Genomic DNA, 14,937 nt, shown 5'->3' on the forward strand with positions numbered 1-14,937 from the left:
GACGGTCCGACAGGCCCATTTCTGACGTACCGTCGTCCGGTCCGTGCACCGCGTGACCACCCGGCACCGGCGAGGCGTACGGTGTGTCCACGACCCGGCGAGGAGAGACGGCATGGCAGCGAGCTTCCCCGAGACCGCCATCAGCACCGAACGGCTGCTGCTGCGCCCGCTTGCGGAGGACGACGCCCCCGGCCTGGCCGACATGATGGCCGACGAACTCGTCCTGGCCTGGACCGACCACCCGCACCCCTACACCGAGGCCCACGCCCTCGACCTGGCCCGCACCCTCGCACCCGCCCACCGCGCCACCGGCCGGGGCATCGTCCTCGCCGTCACCGAACACCTCACCCAGCGCCTGGTCGGCCTGGTCGAACTCCGCCACACCGACTGGCGGCTGCGCTCCACCGAGATCTCCTTCGTCACCGCCGCCTGGGCCCGCGGCGAGGGCTACGCCCCCGAGGCCGTCCTCGGCGTCGCCCAGTGGCTCTTCGAGGACCGGGGCTTCCTGCGCCTCGAACTGCGCACTGCCGCCGGGAACACCGCCGCCCAGCAGGTCGCCCAGAAGATCGGCGGCATCAGCGAGGGCGTTCTGCGCAGCGCCTGGATAGTGCGCGGCGAGTCCGCCGAGCCCGGTGATCCCGCCTCCGGCAGGGCAGGGGACCGCCGGGGCCACGGCCTCCCGGAGCACGACCCCTCGGGCTACGACCCCTCGGGCTACGACCCCTCCGGCTACGAGCCCTCGGGCTACTACCGTCGGGCCCCTGACCGTCCGGCCGTCGGCGAGAGCCGCAGCGACCTCATCCTGTGGAGCCTGCTCCCCGAGGACCTGGAGACCCCCGAGGCCGCCGCCCCCGCCTGGGCCGGCGGCCACCGCTACGTGCTGCGCGACTGACCCGCACGACCGGCCCGCGCGGCAACCCGCACAATCGGCCCGCGCGACCGCCCGGCTGCCCTTCGGGGCCGGTCGGCGCGGACATGTGTACGAGATGTCCGCGCCGAGGGGATCACACCCGGTAGCCTCTCCACCGGCGCCGCACACGGGCGCCGCCTGTCGGCGCACGGATGGCGAGGGAGAACAGCCACAGATGGCTGACCGGATCACGGTCATCGGGTGGGACGGCACACCGCTCACCGAGGCCGCCGCCGCGGCCCTCGCCGCAGCCACCCTGGTGGCCGGCGCCCCCTACCAGCTCAAGGCCCTCCCGGTGCCGCCCGCTGCCGAACGCATCGCGCTCGGCAGCATCCAGCTCGCCGCCCGCCGGATCGCCGAACACCGCGGCGCCGCCGTCGTCATCGCCGAGGGGGACCCGGGCTTCTTCGGCGTCGTCCGCACCCTGCGCCGCCCCGAGTACGGCCTCGAACTCGAAGTCCTCCCCGCCGTCTCCTCCGTCGCCGCCGCCTTCGCCCGCGCCGGCATGCCCTGGGAGGACGCCCAGGTGGCCAGCGCGCACGGCGGCCGCCTGCGCCGCGCCGCCAACCTCTGCCGCGCCCACCCCAAGGTCGCCGTCCTCACCGCACCCGGCGCCGGCCCCGCCGAACTCGCCCTCATGCTCCGCGGCGTCCACCGCACCTTCGTCGTCTGCGAGGCCCTCGGTACCCCCGACGAGGACGTCACTGTCCTCACCTCCGACCGCGTCGCCGACCACATCTGGCGCGACCCCAGCGTCGTCCTCGTCATCGGCGGCAGCAGCGCCGGCGGCCCCGGCGGCGGACCCGCGAACGGCGCCGCCGGCGAGGCCGCCGGCTGGCTCGCCGGACGCCCCGTCGGCTACCCGGGACCGGACCGGGGCTGGGCCCTGCCCACCGACACCTACACCGGCACCGGACGCACCCCCGGCGCACCCGGCACGCCTGCCGACCCCGGCGCACCCGGCGCGACCGACACACTCCCGGCGCACGTCCGCGCGCTCGTGCTCGCCCGCCTGGGTGCCCGCCCCGGGGACCTCGTCTGGACCGTCGGCGCCGGCAGCGGCGCCCTCGCCGTCGACGCCGCCCGCTTCGGCGCGGCCGTCGTCGCCGTCGAGGCCGACCGCTCCGCCTGCGCCCGGCTCGCCGTCAACGCCCGCCGCTACGGCGTCGAGGTCGAGATCGTCCACGGCCGGGGCCCCGACGTCCTCGGCGAACTCCCCGAGCCCGACGCCGCCGTCATCGAGACCGGCGGCCCGGAAGCCGTGCGCGCCGTGCTCTCCCGCCGCCCCGAACGGATCGTCGCCGTCGCCCGCACCCTCGCCGAGGCCGAGGAGGTCCGCCGCGTCATCGCCGGCGCCGGCTACATCGCCGACGGCGCGCTGCTCCAGTCCGCGCCCCTGCTCCCGCCGGCCGGGGCCGCCGCCGACGGACCCGGTCTGCGCCTCGGCATGGGCGACCCGGGCACCTTCCTGCTCTGGGGTGCGCAGAAACCGTGAAGGCCCGGTGGCGCCGGGTGGTGATCCCGGTGGGAGCCGGTGCCGATCCACCCGCCCCCGAATCCGCCCGCCGCGTCCGCCCGCCGTGCCCGCTCTCCGGGTTCTCCGGTCCGCCCGGTGCGTCAGGTACGCCCGCGACCCGGCGCCGCGGACCGGCCGGACGGTGATCCAGGTCGCATCCGGACACCGATTCGGGAGGCGGCGCCGCCGGGCCGGTAGTGTGGCGTCCGGGACGGCTGCGGTGTCCGACAGCCCGCCCGATCCGGTCGGGTCCGGTGCCTTTCTGACATGGCGCAGACCGACGAGGTTCGGAGTACGGGCAATTCGACGGGCCGCCCGCCGGACCTGGAGAATGCCGTAGGGTCCGGTGCGGTCGTGCCGGTTGCCCCGGCTTGTCGTTGTCTCAGATGACGCGCCGCCCGACCCGGGTGGCGCGCGGGCCGGGGTGCCGCAGCGCGCCGGAAGGTTGTCGGCCGCAGCGCCTCGGCGCGGCGGCCGTGTGTGATTGAGGGGCGGGCCGATGCAGGCCCGGCCCGTGCGGATGGGCGCTGCGGTCGGTGATCGTGTCGCCGAGGGCGCGGCAGCGGCCTGGAAGGAGCTTTGACATGACCGATGGCGGCCACGTCCCGAACGAGGGACTGCCGGAGCACCTGCTCGCCGGGCCCGACCAGCTCGGCGGCCCGGAGGGCGTCGCGGCTGTCGCACCCGTGCAGGGCGTCGCGCTGGACGGCACCCTCCCCGGCGTGCCCGGGGCCGGTGTTCCCGGTGCGGTCCCGCCCGGCGCCGCCGTCCTCCCGCCGCAGGGCGTGCCCGCCCACGGCGTGCCGGCCCACGGTGTTCCGGCGCAGGCCGTGCCCGTGCAGGCCGTGCCCGTGCACGGCGTCCCGGCACCGGGCACCCCCGCACCGGGCACCCCGATCGGCGCGCCCGGATTCGCCGCGCCCGCCCCCGGAACGCCCGCCGCCGCCGGTGACGCCTGGGCCGCCGCCCCGCGCCCCACCTTCCACTTCGTCGACCAGCCGGACGGTCTCGACGACGAGGACGACGTGCTGCTGATGCCCGGTCCGCAGGGCTCCTGGGGCGAGCCGACGGCGCCCGCCGCCGACCCGGCCAACGACCCGCAGTCCCCGCCCGGCACCCCCGTCGAGCCGTCCTGGCCGCCGCTTGAGCCGCCCGTGCTCGGCGCCCCCGACCCGGCCGGCGCCCCCCAAGGCTTCGCGCCGCAGGTCGCCCCCGGCGTCCAGACCGTGCCCGCCCAGCAGCAGGGCCCCGAGCCGGTGACGGCCGTTCAGTCGCCGCGCCGGCCGCTGCACGCCGGGCCGCCGATCCCGGACCCGTCCCTGATGACCGGCCAGGTCCCGGTCCGCTCGCTGGCCGACCGGGGTCCGTCGACCGGCAGCACCCCCGCGCACGGCATCCCGGTGGTGCCGGCCGCGGTCCAGCCCGAGCCGGCGGCCGCGCCCGTCGCCGTCCAGCCCGCGCCTGCGCCGCAGCCGGTCGAGGCCGCCGTCCAGCAGCCTCCTGTCGTGCTGCCCGTCGCCGTTCCCGTCGAGGCGCCGGTCGTGGCCGAGGCAGTCGTGGCCGAGGCGCCCGTCGAGGCCGTCGTCGAGATCGCCGCGGCACCCGAGAACACCGAGCCGGCCGTCGTCGACCAGGGCACCGACCCGGTCGCCGTCGCTGTCGAGGCCCCGGCCGAGGGTCCCGCCGCCGAGGGCCCCGCCGCTGCCGAGGCCGAGGTCGCCGCCGAGGCACAGGCCGGGGGCGGTCAGCCGCGCCGCATCTCCGCCTTCCTCGCCGCGCCGACCCCGCACGGCCTCCCGCAGGTCGAGCCGGTCGCCGAGCCCGTGGCCGAGCCGCTGGTCGAGCAGTCCGCCCCGGCCGCCGTCGGGACGGAGGCGGAGCAGTCCGCCCCCATAGCGCCCGTCGCCGACCAGGCCGAGACCGCCGCGCAGGCCGAGACCGCCGCGCAGGCCGAGCCCGAGGCCGCCGAGCCCGCTGCGCCCGTCGCCGTCGAGCCGGTCCCGGCCGAGCAGCCCGAGCCTGCGCCGGAGTCCACCGGGGCCGAAGGCGAGGCGCCCGTCGAGCCGGTGGCCGAGCCCGTGGCCGACCCGGCCGCCGCCGAGGCCCCCGCCGAGGTCCGCATCGACGCCCCCGCCGAGTCCCAGGCCCCGGAGGCGGCCGCCGAGACCGCCGCGGGCACCGGCGAGATGCCTTCCGGCCAGCCCGTCGCCGCCCCGGCGGACGTCCCGGCCGAGCCGGTGTCCGCCGCGCCCGCCGAGGCCCCCGCCGAGGAGCAGCCCGCGGTCGAGCAGCCCGCCGTGCCGACGGACGCCGCGCCCGTCGACGCGCCGCCGGCCGACGCCCCCGCCGAACTGCCCGCGACCGAGGCCGCCGAGCCTGCCGGGACCGCCCCGGCACCGCAGGCCGAGGACGGCACCCCGGCCGAGCCGACCGCCGCCACCGAGCCCGCCGCTCCCGCCGAGGCCACCGGGCCCACCGACACGGCCGAGACCCCCGAGGCTCCGGCCGACCCCGCCGAAGCGGTCGAGCCCGCCGCCGAGGCACCCGCCGTCGCCGAGGCACCCGTCGACGGCGAACAGCCCGCCGAAGCCGAGGAGTCCGCCGAGCCCGAGGAGCCCGCCGTGCCGCGCGGCCCCGCGGCCCCCGGCTACGACGAGGTCGGCCGCGAGGCCGTCCACCAGGTCATCCGCGAGCGCCGCGACATCCGCAACGGCTTCCGCCCCGACCCGATCCCGCACGAGGTGCTGATCCGCGTCCTGGAGGCCGCCCACACCGCCCCCAGCGTCGGCTACTCGCAGCCCTGGGACTTCGTGGTCATCCGCTCCGCCAAGACCCGCCGCAAGATGCACGAACTGGCCGAGCGCCAGCGCGAGGCGTTCGCCGACTCGCTCCCCAAGGGCCGCGCGAAGCAGTTCAAGGAAATCAAGATCGAGGCGATCCTCGAGACGCCCGTCAACATCGTCGTCACCGCCGACCGCACCCGCGGCGGCCGGCACACCCTGGGCCGGCACACCCAGCCGCAGATGGCCCCGTACTCGGCGGCCCTCGCGGTCGAGAACCTCTGGCTGGCCGCCCGCGCCGAGGGCCTCGGCGTCGGCTGGGTGAGCTTCTTCGACGAGGAGGAGCTGGTCCGCGAGCTCGGCCTGCCCGAGCACCTGGAGGTCGTCGCCTACCTGTGCGTCGGCTTCGTCGACGTCTTCCCGGACGAGCCCGAGCTCCAGCAGCAGGGCTGGGCCAAGAAGCGCCCGCTGTCCTGGGTCGTCCACGAGGAGCAGTACGGCAACCGCGCCCTGCCCGGCGAGGAGCCGCACAGCGTGCTCTCCGAGACCCTGCGCGGCATCCGCCCGCTGGACGCCAAGGCGCTCGGCGAGGCCTGGGACCGGCAGAAGCGGATGACCAAGCCGGCCGGCTCGCTCGGCATGCTGGAGATCATCTCCGCCCAGCTCAGCGGCCTGTCCCGCAAGTGCCCGCCGCCGATCCCGGAACCCGCCTGCGTCGCGGTCTTCGCCGCCGACCACGGCGTGCACGCCCAGGGCGTCACCCCCTGGCCGCAGGAGGTCACCGCCCAGATGGTGGGCAACTTCCTGGCCGGGGGAGCGGTGGTCAACGCCTTCGCCAAGCAGATCGGCACCGAGGTCTGCGTCGTCGACGTCGGCGTGGCCGCCGAGCTGCCGGACGCGATCCAGCAGGGCCGCACCACCGGCCTGCTGCCGCGCAAGGTCAAGCCCGGCACCGACGACATGACCCAGGGCCCGGCGATGACCCGTGAGGAGGCCCTCAAGGCCCTCGAGGTCGGCATCGAGACTGCCCGCGACCTCGTCGCGGCCGGCAACAAGGCCCTGATCACCGGCGACATGGGCATTGCCAACACCACCGCCTCCGCCGCCCTGATCTCGGTCTTCACCGGGCTGGACCCGGCCGAGGTCACCGGCCGCGGCACCGGCATCGACGACGCGACCCACGCCCGCAAGGTCGAGGTCGTCCGCGCCGCGCTGGCCCTGCACCAGCCCGACCCGGCCGACCCGATCGGCGTGCTCGCCGCGGTCGGCGGCCTGGAGCACGCCGCCCTCGCCGGCTTCCTGCTCGGCGCGGCCAGCCTGCGCACCCCGGTGATCCTGGACGGCGTGATCGCCGGTTCGGCCGCGCTCGTCGCCAAGGCGATCGCGCCCGAGGTGCTCGCCGCCTGCATCGCCGGCCACCGCTCGGCCGAGCCCGGCCACCAGGCCGCCCTGGCCAAGCTGGGACTGCGTCCGCTGATCGACCTCGACCTGCGGCTCGGCGAGGGCACCGGCGCCCTGCTGGCCCTCCCGCTGGTGCAGAGTGCGGCCCGCGCGATGCACGATGTAGCCACCTTCGACTCCGCCGGGGTCACCGAGAAGGCCTGACGCTCGTCCGAACCGCTCCGTGCACCGGCCCGAGGGCGCGCCGGTGCGCGGAGCGGCGCCGTACCCCAGCACACCCTCACCCGATCCAGGAGCACCGCCGATGACCGCGCCCACCCCGCCCTCCTTGCCCGCCGACGGGCAGGAGGGGCCCAGCTTGCCCGCCGACGGGCAGGAGGGGCCCAGCTTGCCCGCCGACGGGCAGGAGGGGCCCAGCTTGCCCGCCGACGGGCAGGAGGGGTCCAACCCCAGCACCGAGGGCCGTGCTCGCACTCCGTACCCGGTCGGCCTGCTGCTGGCCGGCCGCCGTGTCGTGGTGGTCGGCGGCGGCCACGTCGCCCAGCGGCGGCTGCCGGCGCTGCTCGCCACCGGCGCCGACGTGCACCTCATATCGCCGGTTACCACCCCGGCCGTGCAGGCGATGGCCGACGCCGGTGAGCTGACCTGGCACGAGCGCCGCTACCGGGAGGGCGACCTCGCCGACACCTGGTACGCGCTGGTCGCCACCGACGACCCGGCGGTGAACGCCGCCGTCAGCACCGAGGCGGAGCGCGAGCGGGTGTTCTGCGCCCGCAGCGACGACGCCTCCGCCGCCACCGCGTGGACGCCGGCCAGCGGGCGCGACGCCGGGGCGACCGTGGCCGTCCTCACCGGGGACCCGCGCCACTCGGCCGCGCTGCGCGACTCGATCGTCGAGGGGCTGCGGGACGGTTCGCTCGCCGCCCGCCAGTACCGCGCGCGAGGGGCGGGGGTGGCACTGGTCGGCGGCGGCCCGGGCGATCCGGACCTCATCACGGTGCGCGGCCGCCGGCTGCTCGCCGACGCGGACGTGGTGGTGGCCGACCGGCTGGCACCGCGCGAGCTGCTCGCCGAGCTGCCGGAGCACGTCGAGGTCATCGACGCGTCGAAGATCCCGTACGGGCGCTTCATGGCGCAGGAGGCGATCAACCGGACGCTGGTCGAGCACGCCAGGGCCGGCAAGTTCGTGGTGCGGCTCAAGGGCGGCGACCCGTACGTGTTCGGGCGCGGCGGCGAGGAGCTGCTGGCGTGCGTGGAGGCGGGGCTGCCGGTCACGGTGGTGCCGGGCATCTCCAGCTCCATCAGCGTGCCGGCGGCGGTCGGGGTGCCGGTCACCCATCGGGGGATGACCCACGAGTTCACCGTGGTCTCGGGCCACGTGGGGCCGGACGACGAGCGTTCGCTGACCAACTGGGAGGCGCTCGCCGGGATGACCGGCACCCTGGTGCTGCTGATGGCCGTCGACAAGATCGGCGCCATCGCGGCCCGGCTGATCCGGGGCGGGCGGGCCGCCGACACCCCGGTCGCCGTCGTCCAGGAGGGCACCACCGCCGCCCAGCGCCGGGTCGACGCCACCCTGGCGACGGTCGCCGCCACCGTCGAGGCCGAGCGGATCAAGCCCCCGGCCGTCATCGTCATCGGCGACGTCGTCAACGTCCTCGCCACTCCGGAGGCCTGAGGCCCGGGGGTGGGGCCAGGGCCCCACCCCCGCCTCACTCCAACGGCTGCTCCGTCCAGATCACCTTCCCGGTGGCGGTGTACCGCGTCCCCCACCGGTCCGCGAACTGCGCGACCAGGAAGAGCCCGCGCCCGCCCTCGTCGGTGGTGGCCGCGTACCGCAGATGCGGCGACGTACTGCTCCCGTCCGACACCTCGCAGATCAGCGACCGGTCGAGGAGCAGCCGCACCCGGATCGGCCCGGTGCCGTACCGGATCGCATTGGTCACCAGCTCGCTCAGGATCAGCTCGGTGACGAACGCCGCCTCGTCCAGCCCCCACTGCTCCAGCCGCTCCGCCACCGCTCTCCGCACCCCGGACACCGCCGCCGGGTCCGCCGGCACCTCCCACTGCGCCACCCGGTCCGCCGGCAGCACCCTGGTCCGCGCCACCAGCAGCGCGATGTCGTCCTGCGGACGTGCCGGCAGCAGCGCCCCCAGCACGTCCGCACAGGTCTGCTCCGGAGTGCGCGGCGGCCCGCTCAGCGCCGCCCGCAGCAGCTCCAGCCCCACGTCGATGTCCCGCTGACGGTCCTCCACCAGCCCGTCCGTGTACAGCACCAGCCGGCTGCCCTCCTCGACCTCCAGCTCCACCGTCTCGAACGGCAGCACCGCGAGCCCCAGCGGCGGCCCGGTCGGCAGCTCCGGGAACACCACCGTCCCGTCCGGCCGCACCAGCGCCGGCGGCGGATGCCCGGCACTGGCCAGCGTGCACCGCCGCGACACCGGGTCGTAGATCAGATACAGACAGGTCGCACCCGTCACGGCCGCCGCCCCGCCGCTCGCCGACTCCTCCTGGTCGATCCGGTTCACCAGCTCGTCCAGGTGCCCCAGCAGCTCGTCCGGCGGCAGGTCCAGCGTCGAGAAGTTGTGGATCGCCGTCCGCAGCCGCCCCATCGTGGCGGCCGCGTGCAGCCCGTGCCCGACCACGTCCCCGACCACCATCGCCACCCGCGCCCCCGGCAGCGGGATCACGTCGAACCAGTCGCCGCCCACCCCCGCCTGCGCCGGCAGGTACCGGTGCGCCACCTCCAGCGCGTTCTGCGCCGGCAGGTTGCGCGGCAGCAGACTGTGCTGCAGGGTCACCGCCATGGCGTGCTCCCGGGTGTACCGGCGCGCGTTGTCGATGCAGACGGCGGCGTGCGAGACCAGCTCCTCCGCCAGCGCGAGGTCCTCCTCCTCGAACGGCTCCTCCCGCTCCGACCGCCAGAACCGCGCCACCCCGAGCAGCACGCCGCGCGACTTCAACGGCACCCGCACCAGCGAGTGCACCCCGTGGGCGAGCACCCGCTCCGCGCCCTCGGGATCCTGCTCCCGCCACGCCTGCGCCTCCGCCAGCCGCGGCTCCACCCCGGGCAGCCCGCTGCTCAGCGTGCCCGCGAGCGGCGTCGACGGCGTGACCTCCACCACCGTGCCCACCGGGTAGAACGGCGGGTCGCCGTGCGCGGTCGCCAGCGCGGTCCGCCGCATCCGCAGCAGCGCCGGACCGGTCGGCGGCTCGTCGCCCTCCAGCACCTGCTCGGCGAGGTCGACGGTGACGATGTCCGCGAACCGGCCCACCGTCACCTGGGCCAGCTCCTCCGCCGTCCGGGTCACGTCCAGCGTGCTGCCCACCGAGACCCCGGCGTCGTACAGCAGCCGCAGCCGCCGCTGCGCCACCTCGGCCCGCCCGGTCAGCGCCAGCAGCTCGGTGGAGTCCCGCAGAGTCGCCACCGAACCGGGCGGCCCGCCGTTCCGGTCCGTGGGCCGCACGTTCACCGCGAGCAGCCGTTCACCGGCCATCACCACCTCGTCGGTGACCGACCGCCCGGCGGCCAGCAGCTCCAGCGGCGCCGGTTCCAGGCCCAGATCGGCGAGCGGACGCCCCTCGGCGTCGGGCGGCAGGTCGAGCAGCCGCCGCGCCTCGTCGTTGCAGAGCAGCAGCCGTCCGTCACCGCCGAGGATCAGCACGCCCTCGCGCACCGCGTGCAGCACCGCCGCGTGGTGCTCGTACATGCGGGTCATCTCGGTCGGCCCCAGGCCGTGGGTCTGCCGCTTCAGCCGTCGGCTGATCAGCGCCGTCCCACCGGTCGCCAGCCCGAGCGCGGCCGCCGCCGCGCCCAGCACCACCGGCAGCTGCCGCTCGCTGGCGCTGCTCACATTGGCGATCGTGATGCCCGCCGACACCATCCCGACGATCTGCCCGTCCGGCGCCCGCACCGGCACGATCGCCTGCACCAGCGGCCCGATGGTGCCGGTGACCTCCTCGGTCACCACCTGCCCGGACAGCGCGGGCTGGTAGTCGCCGACGAACTTGTGGCCGATCCGGTCCGGGTTCGGGTGGGTGTAGCGGATGCCGTCGTTGTTGAGCACGACGATGAAGTCCACGCCCGCGTTGATCCGCGCGGCCTGGGCCGAGGGCTGGAGGACGGCGCTCGGGTCGGGGGAGCGCAGCGCCTCGACGATGCCGGGCGAGTTGGCGTAGGTCTGGGCGACCGCGACCGACCGGGTGGTGGCCTCCTGCCGGGCGTCGTTGCGGGACTGCACCACCAGGGCGAGCACGGCGGCCACCACCAGCAACAGCACCACCACGACCTGCAACGCGAAGACCTGTCCGGCCACCGAGCGCACCCGGACCGGCTTGGGCCGGGCCGTGCGGGCGTGCTGGTGCCGACCGTGTGGGCGCCCACCGGGGGAGCCGGCGGCGGTACCGGTGGATCGGGAGCCGGAAGCGGAACCGGTCGCACCAGGGTCCGACGGAGCCCAGGATCGGCCCGAAAAACGGGCCATACGTCATATTTGCACTCCGCGAGCCGACGGGCCAAGGCCACCCGCGACGAGCGTTGGGCCGGTTGGCCTTCCCCGGCCCGACTTGGCAAGATCGCAGGGTGTCCGAACCCAGCACCATCACCGACCCCGCCGACCCCCGTCTCGCCGACTACACCGGCCTGACCGACGTCGAACTCCGCCGTCGCCGCGAACCCGCCGAGGGCCTGTTCATCGCGGAGGGCGAGAAGGTCGTCCGCCGTGCCCTCGCGGCCGGCTACCGGATGCGGTCGATGCTGCTGACCCCCAAGTGGCTGGACGTGATGGCGGACGTCATCGCCGAGGCCGACGCCCCGGTGCACGTCGTCGAACCCGACCTGGCCGAGGCCGTCACCGGCTACCACGTCCACCGCGGCGCGCTCGCCTCGATGGAGCGGCAGCCGCTGCCGGACGCCGCGGACCTGCTGGCGGGTGCCCGCCGGGTGGCCGTGCTGGAGGGCCTGGTCGACCACACCAACCTCGGCGCGATCTTCCGCAGCGCGGCCGCCCTCGGCATGGACGCCGTGCTGCTCTCGCCCGACTGCGCCGACCCGCTGTACCGGCGCGCGGTCAAGGTCTCGATGGGCGCGGTCTTCGCCGTCCCGTACGCGCGGCTGGAGCCCTGGCCGGCCGCCCTGGACACGGTGCGCGCCGCCGGCTTCGAGCTGCTCGCGCTCACCCCGGCCGAGACCGCCGTGGACCTGGCCTCGCTGGTCCCCGAGGGTCGGGCGAGGACGGCCCTGATGCTCGGCGCCGAGGGCGACGGCCTCACCCGGCAGGCCCTGGCCGCCGCCGACCACGCCGTCCGCATCCCGATGGCCCACGGCATCGACTCCCTCAACGTCGGCGCCGCCGCAGCCGTGGCCTTCTACGCCGTCACTGCCACCCGCTGACCCCACCCCTCGACCGCCGGCCGGGGCCGCACAGCAAGTCGGCCGGCCGGACTTCCCGTGCGACGCTGCTGCCGCGCGGGACGTCGGATCCGCCGACTTCCCACTCCCGGACGCTCCGGACCCTCCCGGACGTCAGCCCGTCGGGGCCGTGGGCGGTGCCGGAGCGGCGGCCGGGGGCGGGGTGACCGCCGGGGGAGTGGTGGCCGAACCGGGCCAGGACTCGTCCAGCGTGCCGTCCGCGCGCAGCGCGTAGCGGGTGGAGGTGGTCGCCCCGGTCTGGGTGACCCGCTCCTCGCGGACCAGCGCCCCGTTGTCCAGCCGCCAGGTCGCCACCGCCTGCGGATCCGCCGCCGAGGAGCGCGAGGTCAGGGCCGCCGGGGTGTCCCCGGTGAACGAGAAGAGCTGCACCAGGTCGACCGGCACCGACCCCTCCGAGCGCCGCAGGACGACCAGCGCCGCCGGCCCGCCCTTGTAGCGCGCCGGGAGTACGGCGCTGAGCACGACCTGCGGTCCCGGGCCCGCCGAGCGGCCGTCCCGCAGGGTGATCGCGGGGCCGCCCGCCGGGTCGGCGTAGGAGCGGTTCGGCCAGTCGACCGCCGGCCCGGCGCCCTGGGCGGGTGCCAGCGCGGCGTCCCCGGCCGCCGGGGCGCCGTGGGCCGCGGCCGCCAGCGGGCTGGTCGACGGCGCGATGCCGTCCGCCGAGAGTCCTGCCCCGGCCGGGGGAGTCCCGCCGTTCGCCTGTTCCCCCGCGCCGGCCGCCCCGACAGCGGCCCCGGGGGCGCCCGTCGAGCCCTGCGCGACGGAGGAGCTCACGGACGGCCGCAGCCCCTGGTTGTCGCGGTTCTCGCACCCCTGGGCCGCCGCGATGGCCAGCGCCACGCCGACCGTCACCGTCACGAACACCACGAGCCGCTGCCGCAGCAGCCGCTGCCGGGCGGTGCCCGGCCGCCCGCCGGGCACCGGGGTGTGCTGCCGGTCGCGGGGCCGGCCGGGCCGCTGGACCCGCTCGCGTCCGGGCGGCGGCGTGGCCTGCCGCTCGCGCATCGGCCGGGTGGCCTGGACCGCCTCGGGCCGGGGGAGCGGGGCGGTGACCGCCTGGCTGCTGTCGTGCCCGGGGCCGGGGGCCCGCCGCACCGCGCCGCCGGGAGCCCCGCCGGTCCGGCCGAGTCCGCCGGCCCGGGCCCGGGCCGCCGCCGGGTCGGGTGCCCGACCGGGGGCCGGTACGCCGCGCTGCGCGGCGGCCGGTGCTCCGGCCGGTGCCGCCTGGGCCGGGCGCCCGGTGGCGCCGGACCGGTCCGCGCCGCCGGGCCCGGGCCGTCCCTCGGCGGGTGCGCCCCCCGCTCCGGGGCCGGCCCCGGCCCGACCGGCCAGGTCGTCCCGCCCGGCCGCGTCGCCGCGCGCCCCGGCCCCGCGGCCCCGGCCGAACGGTCCGCCGGACCCGCCGCCCGCGCCCCGCACGGCGAGTTCGCTCAGCCGCTCGTGCAGTGCGGCCGCGCCGGGCCGTTCGGCGGGTTCCTTGGCCAGGCAGGCCCGGATCAGCGGCGCCAGCTGCGGCGGCACCGCGGTGAGGTCAGGTTCCTCGTGCACGACGCGGTAGAGCATGACCTCCGAGGAGGCGCCGGACCCGAACGGGGTGTCCCCGGTGAGCGCGTAGGCGAGCGTCGCGCCGAAGGCGAAGACGTCGGTCGCGGGCGTGACGGCGGCCCCCCGGACCTGCTCGGGGGCGAGGAAGCCGGGGGAGCCGACGGCGGTGCCGACGTGGGTGAGCGTGCTGGCCCCGCGCGACCAGGCGATGCCGAAGTCGATGATCCGGGGCCCGCGCGGCGACAGCAGGATGTTGGAGGGCTTGAGGTCCCGGTGGACGACGCCGGCCTCGTGCACCTTGACCAGCCCGTCGGCCAGCGCGGCCCCGATCCGGGCGACCTCGGGCCAGCCCAGTGCCCCTTCGTCGCCGACCCGCTTGTACAGCGAGGGCCCGGGGACGTACGCGGTGGCCAGCCAGGGCCGGTCGGCCTCGATGTCGGAGCCCATGACGCGGGCGGTGCAGCCGCCCCGGATCCTGGACGCGGCGGCGATCTCGCGGGCGAAGCGGGTGCGGAACTCGACGTCCTCGGCCAGTTCGGCCCGGATCAGCTTGAGCGCGACCCGCTGCCCCCGGCGGTCGGAGCCGAGATAGACCACGCCCATGCCGCCGGCCCCGAGCCGCCGGTGCAGCCGGTACGGCCCGACGATGCGGGGGTCCTCACGCCTCAGCCGCATCATCGTCATTCCCGTTTCCCCGTCAGACTGTCGGTGAGGCCCCGTCGGGTGGGGCGTCGTCAGTTCCTGTCCGGCACAGCTTACGGACTGCCCGCTGCGGTGTGCTGATACGCAACACCTGAAGCCACCGTCCGATTGTCGGATCTTGGACTGACCGTCGGCGGGGCGGTGCCGAATCGTTTCTCGGGGTCCCCTCTCAGGGTTCCCCCGGGGGAGCGGCGGCGGGCGTCTCCGCCTGCGGTAGTAGGCCCCAGGTCCGGTCGTCATCCTCCGGGAGGCCCGGAGAACAGTACGACGGCATGACGTCCACCAACCCCCTCGCGCCATACCGTTGTTCTCAGCGGTGGACGGGGAGCTCGTCCCCCGAGGTAAGCCGTCCACCGCGTCCACGTGCACCACCGTTCCGCCTTCCACCACCGGCCGAGCTCACGAATCAGGAGTCAGGGCATGGCAGCGCAGCACACGGGATCCACCTCCCGCCGCCGGCGGCCGGCCTTCACTCAGCCGCAGGCCGCGGAGCCCACCAGGCACCCGGCGGTGGCGCTGGCCATGGCACTGCCCTGTGCGGTGCTGCTGGCCGTCCTGTTCGGAGGCTGGGAGCAGATGGCGAACCAGGCGCTGGCGGTGGCCGAGTTGATCGGCCACTGACGCGCACCACAAGCTGGCACTGATCCCCTGG

The 14,937-nt window shown here is 76.6% G+C and carries 7 protein-coding genes and 1 pseudogene; 6 read left to right on the forward strand and 2 right to left on the reverse strand.

Annotated features, from left to right (window positions below; translation table 11 throughout):
• Window positions 1–112: 112 nt before the first annotated feature.
• The 4 genes and pseudogenes from ADK60_RS46600 to cobA all read left to right on the forward strand — a co-directional run.
• Window positions 113–622, forward strand: a pseudogene (locus ADK60_RS46600) (GNAT family N-acetyltransferase); the annotation flags it as partial.
• A 463-nt stretch (window positions 623–1,085) separates the two neighbouring features.
• Complete coding sequence (cbiE, locus tag ADK60_RS16225; protein ID WP_053646736.1) at window positions 1,086–2,405, forward strand: precorrin-6y C5,15-methyltransferase (decarboxylating) subunit CbiE; 1,320 nt, start codon at window positions 1,086–1,088, stop codon at window positions 2,403–2,405.
• Window positions 2,406–3,010: 605 nt separating this feature from the next.
• Complete coding sequence (gene cobT / locus ADK60_RS16230) at window positions 3,011–6,811, forward strand: nicotinate-nucleotide--dimethylbenzimidazole phosphoribosyltransferase (protein WP_053646739.1); 3,801 nt, start codon at window positions 3,011–3,013, stop codon at window positions 6,809–6,811.
• Between the two features lie 100 nt (window positions 6,812–6,911).
• Window positions 6,912–8,285: a uroporphyrinogen-III C-methyltransferase gene (cobA, locus tag ADK60_RS16235; protein WP_079008416.1), complete on the forward strand. Its 1,374-nt coding sequence runs from the start codon at window positions 6,912–6,914 to the stop codon at window positions 8,283–8,285.
• A 34-nt stretch (window positions 8,286–8,319) separates the two neighbouring features.
• On the opposite strand, the gene ADK60_RS16240 is transcribed toward cobA, so the two are convergent.
• Window positions 8,320–11,091, reverse strand: coding sequence for a SpoIIE family protein phosphatase (locus ADK60_RS16240; RefSeq protein WP_079008417.1), 2,772 nt, complete (start codon window positions 11,089–11,091; stop codon window positions 8,320–8,322).
• A 98-nt stretch (window positions 11,092–11,189) separates the two neighbouring features.
• Between ADK60_RS16240 and ADK60_RS16245 the strand changes: the two genes are divergently transcribed.
• Window positions 11,190–11,999 (forward strand): TrmH family RNA methyltransferase, encoded by an 810-nt coding sequence (locus ADK60_RS16245; RefSeq protein ID WP_045941095.1) that lies wholly within the window; start codon window positions 11,190–11,192, stop codon window positions 11,997–11,999.
• A gap of 132 nt (window positions 12,000–12,131) precedes the next feature.
• On the opposite strand, the gene ADK60_RS16250 is transcribed toward ADK60_RS16245, so the two are convergent.
• On the reverse strand, window positions 12,132–14,267 hold the full coding sequence (locus tag ADK60_RS16250) for a serine/threonine-protein kinase (RefSeq protein WP_063783164.1): 2,136 nt from the start codon (window positions 14,265–14,267) through the stop codon (window positions 12,132–12,134).
• Window positions 14,268–14,705: 438 nt separating this feature from the next.
• Between ADK60_RS16250 and ADK60_RS16255 the strand changes: the two genes are divergently transcribed.
• Entirely contained in the window at window positions 14,706–14,906 is a 201-nt protein-coding gene (locus ADK60_RS16255) for a hypothetical protein (protein WP_045938281.1), read from the forward strand.
• Window positions 14,907–14,937 lie beyond the last annotated feature (31 nt).

Origin of the sequence: Streptomyces sp. XY431 (assembly GCF_001279805.1) — a bacterium.
In the GTDB taxonomy this organism is placed as follows: Bacteria; Actinomycetota; Actinomycetes; order Streptomycetales; family Streptomycetaceae; genus Kitasatospora; species Kitasatospora purpeofusca.

Excerpts from the sequence above, each read along its gene's own strand:
- cbiE (WP_053646736.1), top strand. The coding sequence starts at position 1,086 with ATGGCTGACCGGATCACGGTCATCGGGTGGGACGGCACACCGCTCACC.
- cobT (WP_053646739.1), top strand. The coding sequence starts at position 3,011 with ATGACCGATGGCGGCCACGTCCCGAACGAGGGACTGCCGGAGCACCTG.
- cobA (WP_079008416.1), top strand. The coding sequence starts at position 6,912 with ATGACCGCGCCCACCCCGCCCTCCTTGCCCGCCGACGGGCAGGAGGGG.
- ADK60_RS16240 (WP_079008417.1), bottom strand. The coding sequence starts at position 11,091 with ATGGCCCGTTTTTCGGGCCGATCCTGGGCTCCGTCGGACCCTGGTGCG.
- ADK60_RS16250 (WP_063783164.1), bottom strand. The coding sequence starts at position 14,267 with ATGACGATGATGCGGCTGAGGCGTGAGGACCCCCGCATCGTCGGGCCG.
- ADK60_RS16255 (WP_045938281.1), top strand. The coding sequence starts at position 14,706 with ATGGCAGCGCAGCACACGGGATCCACCTCCCGCCGCCGGCGGCCGGCC.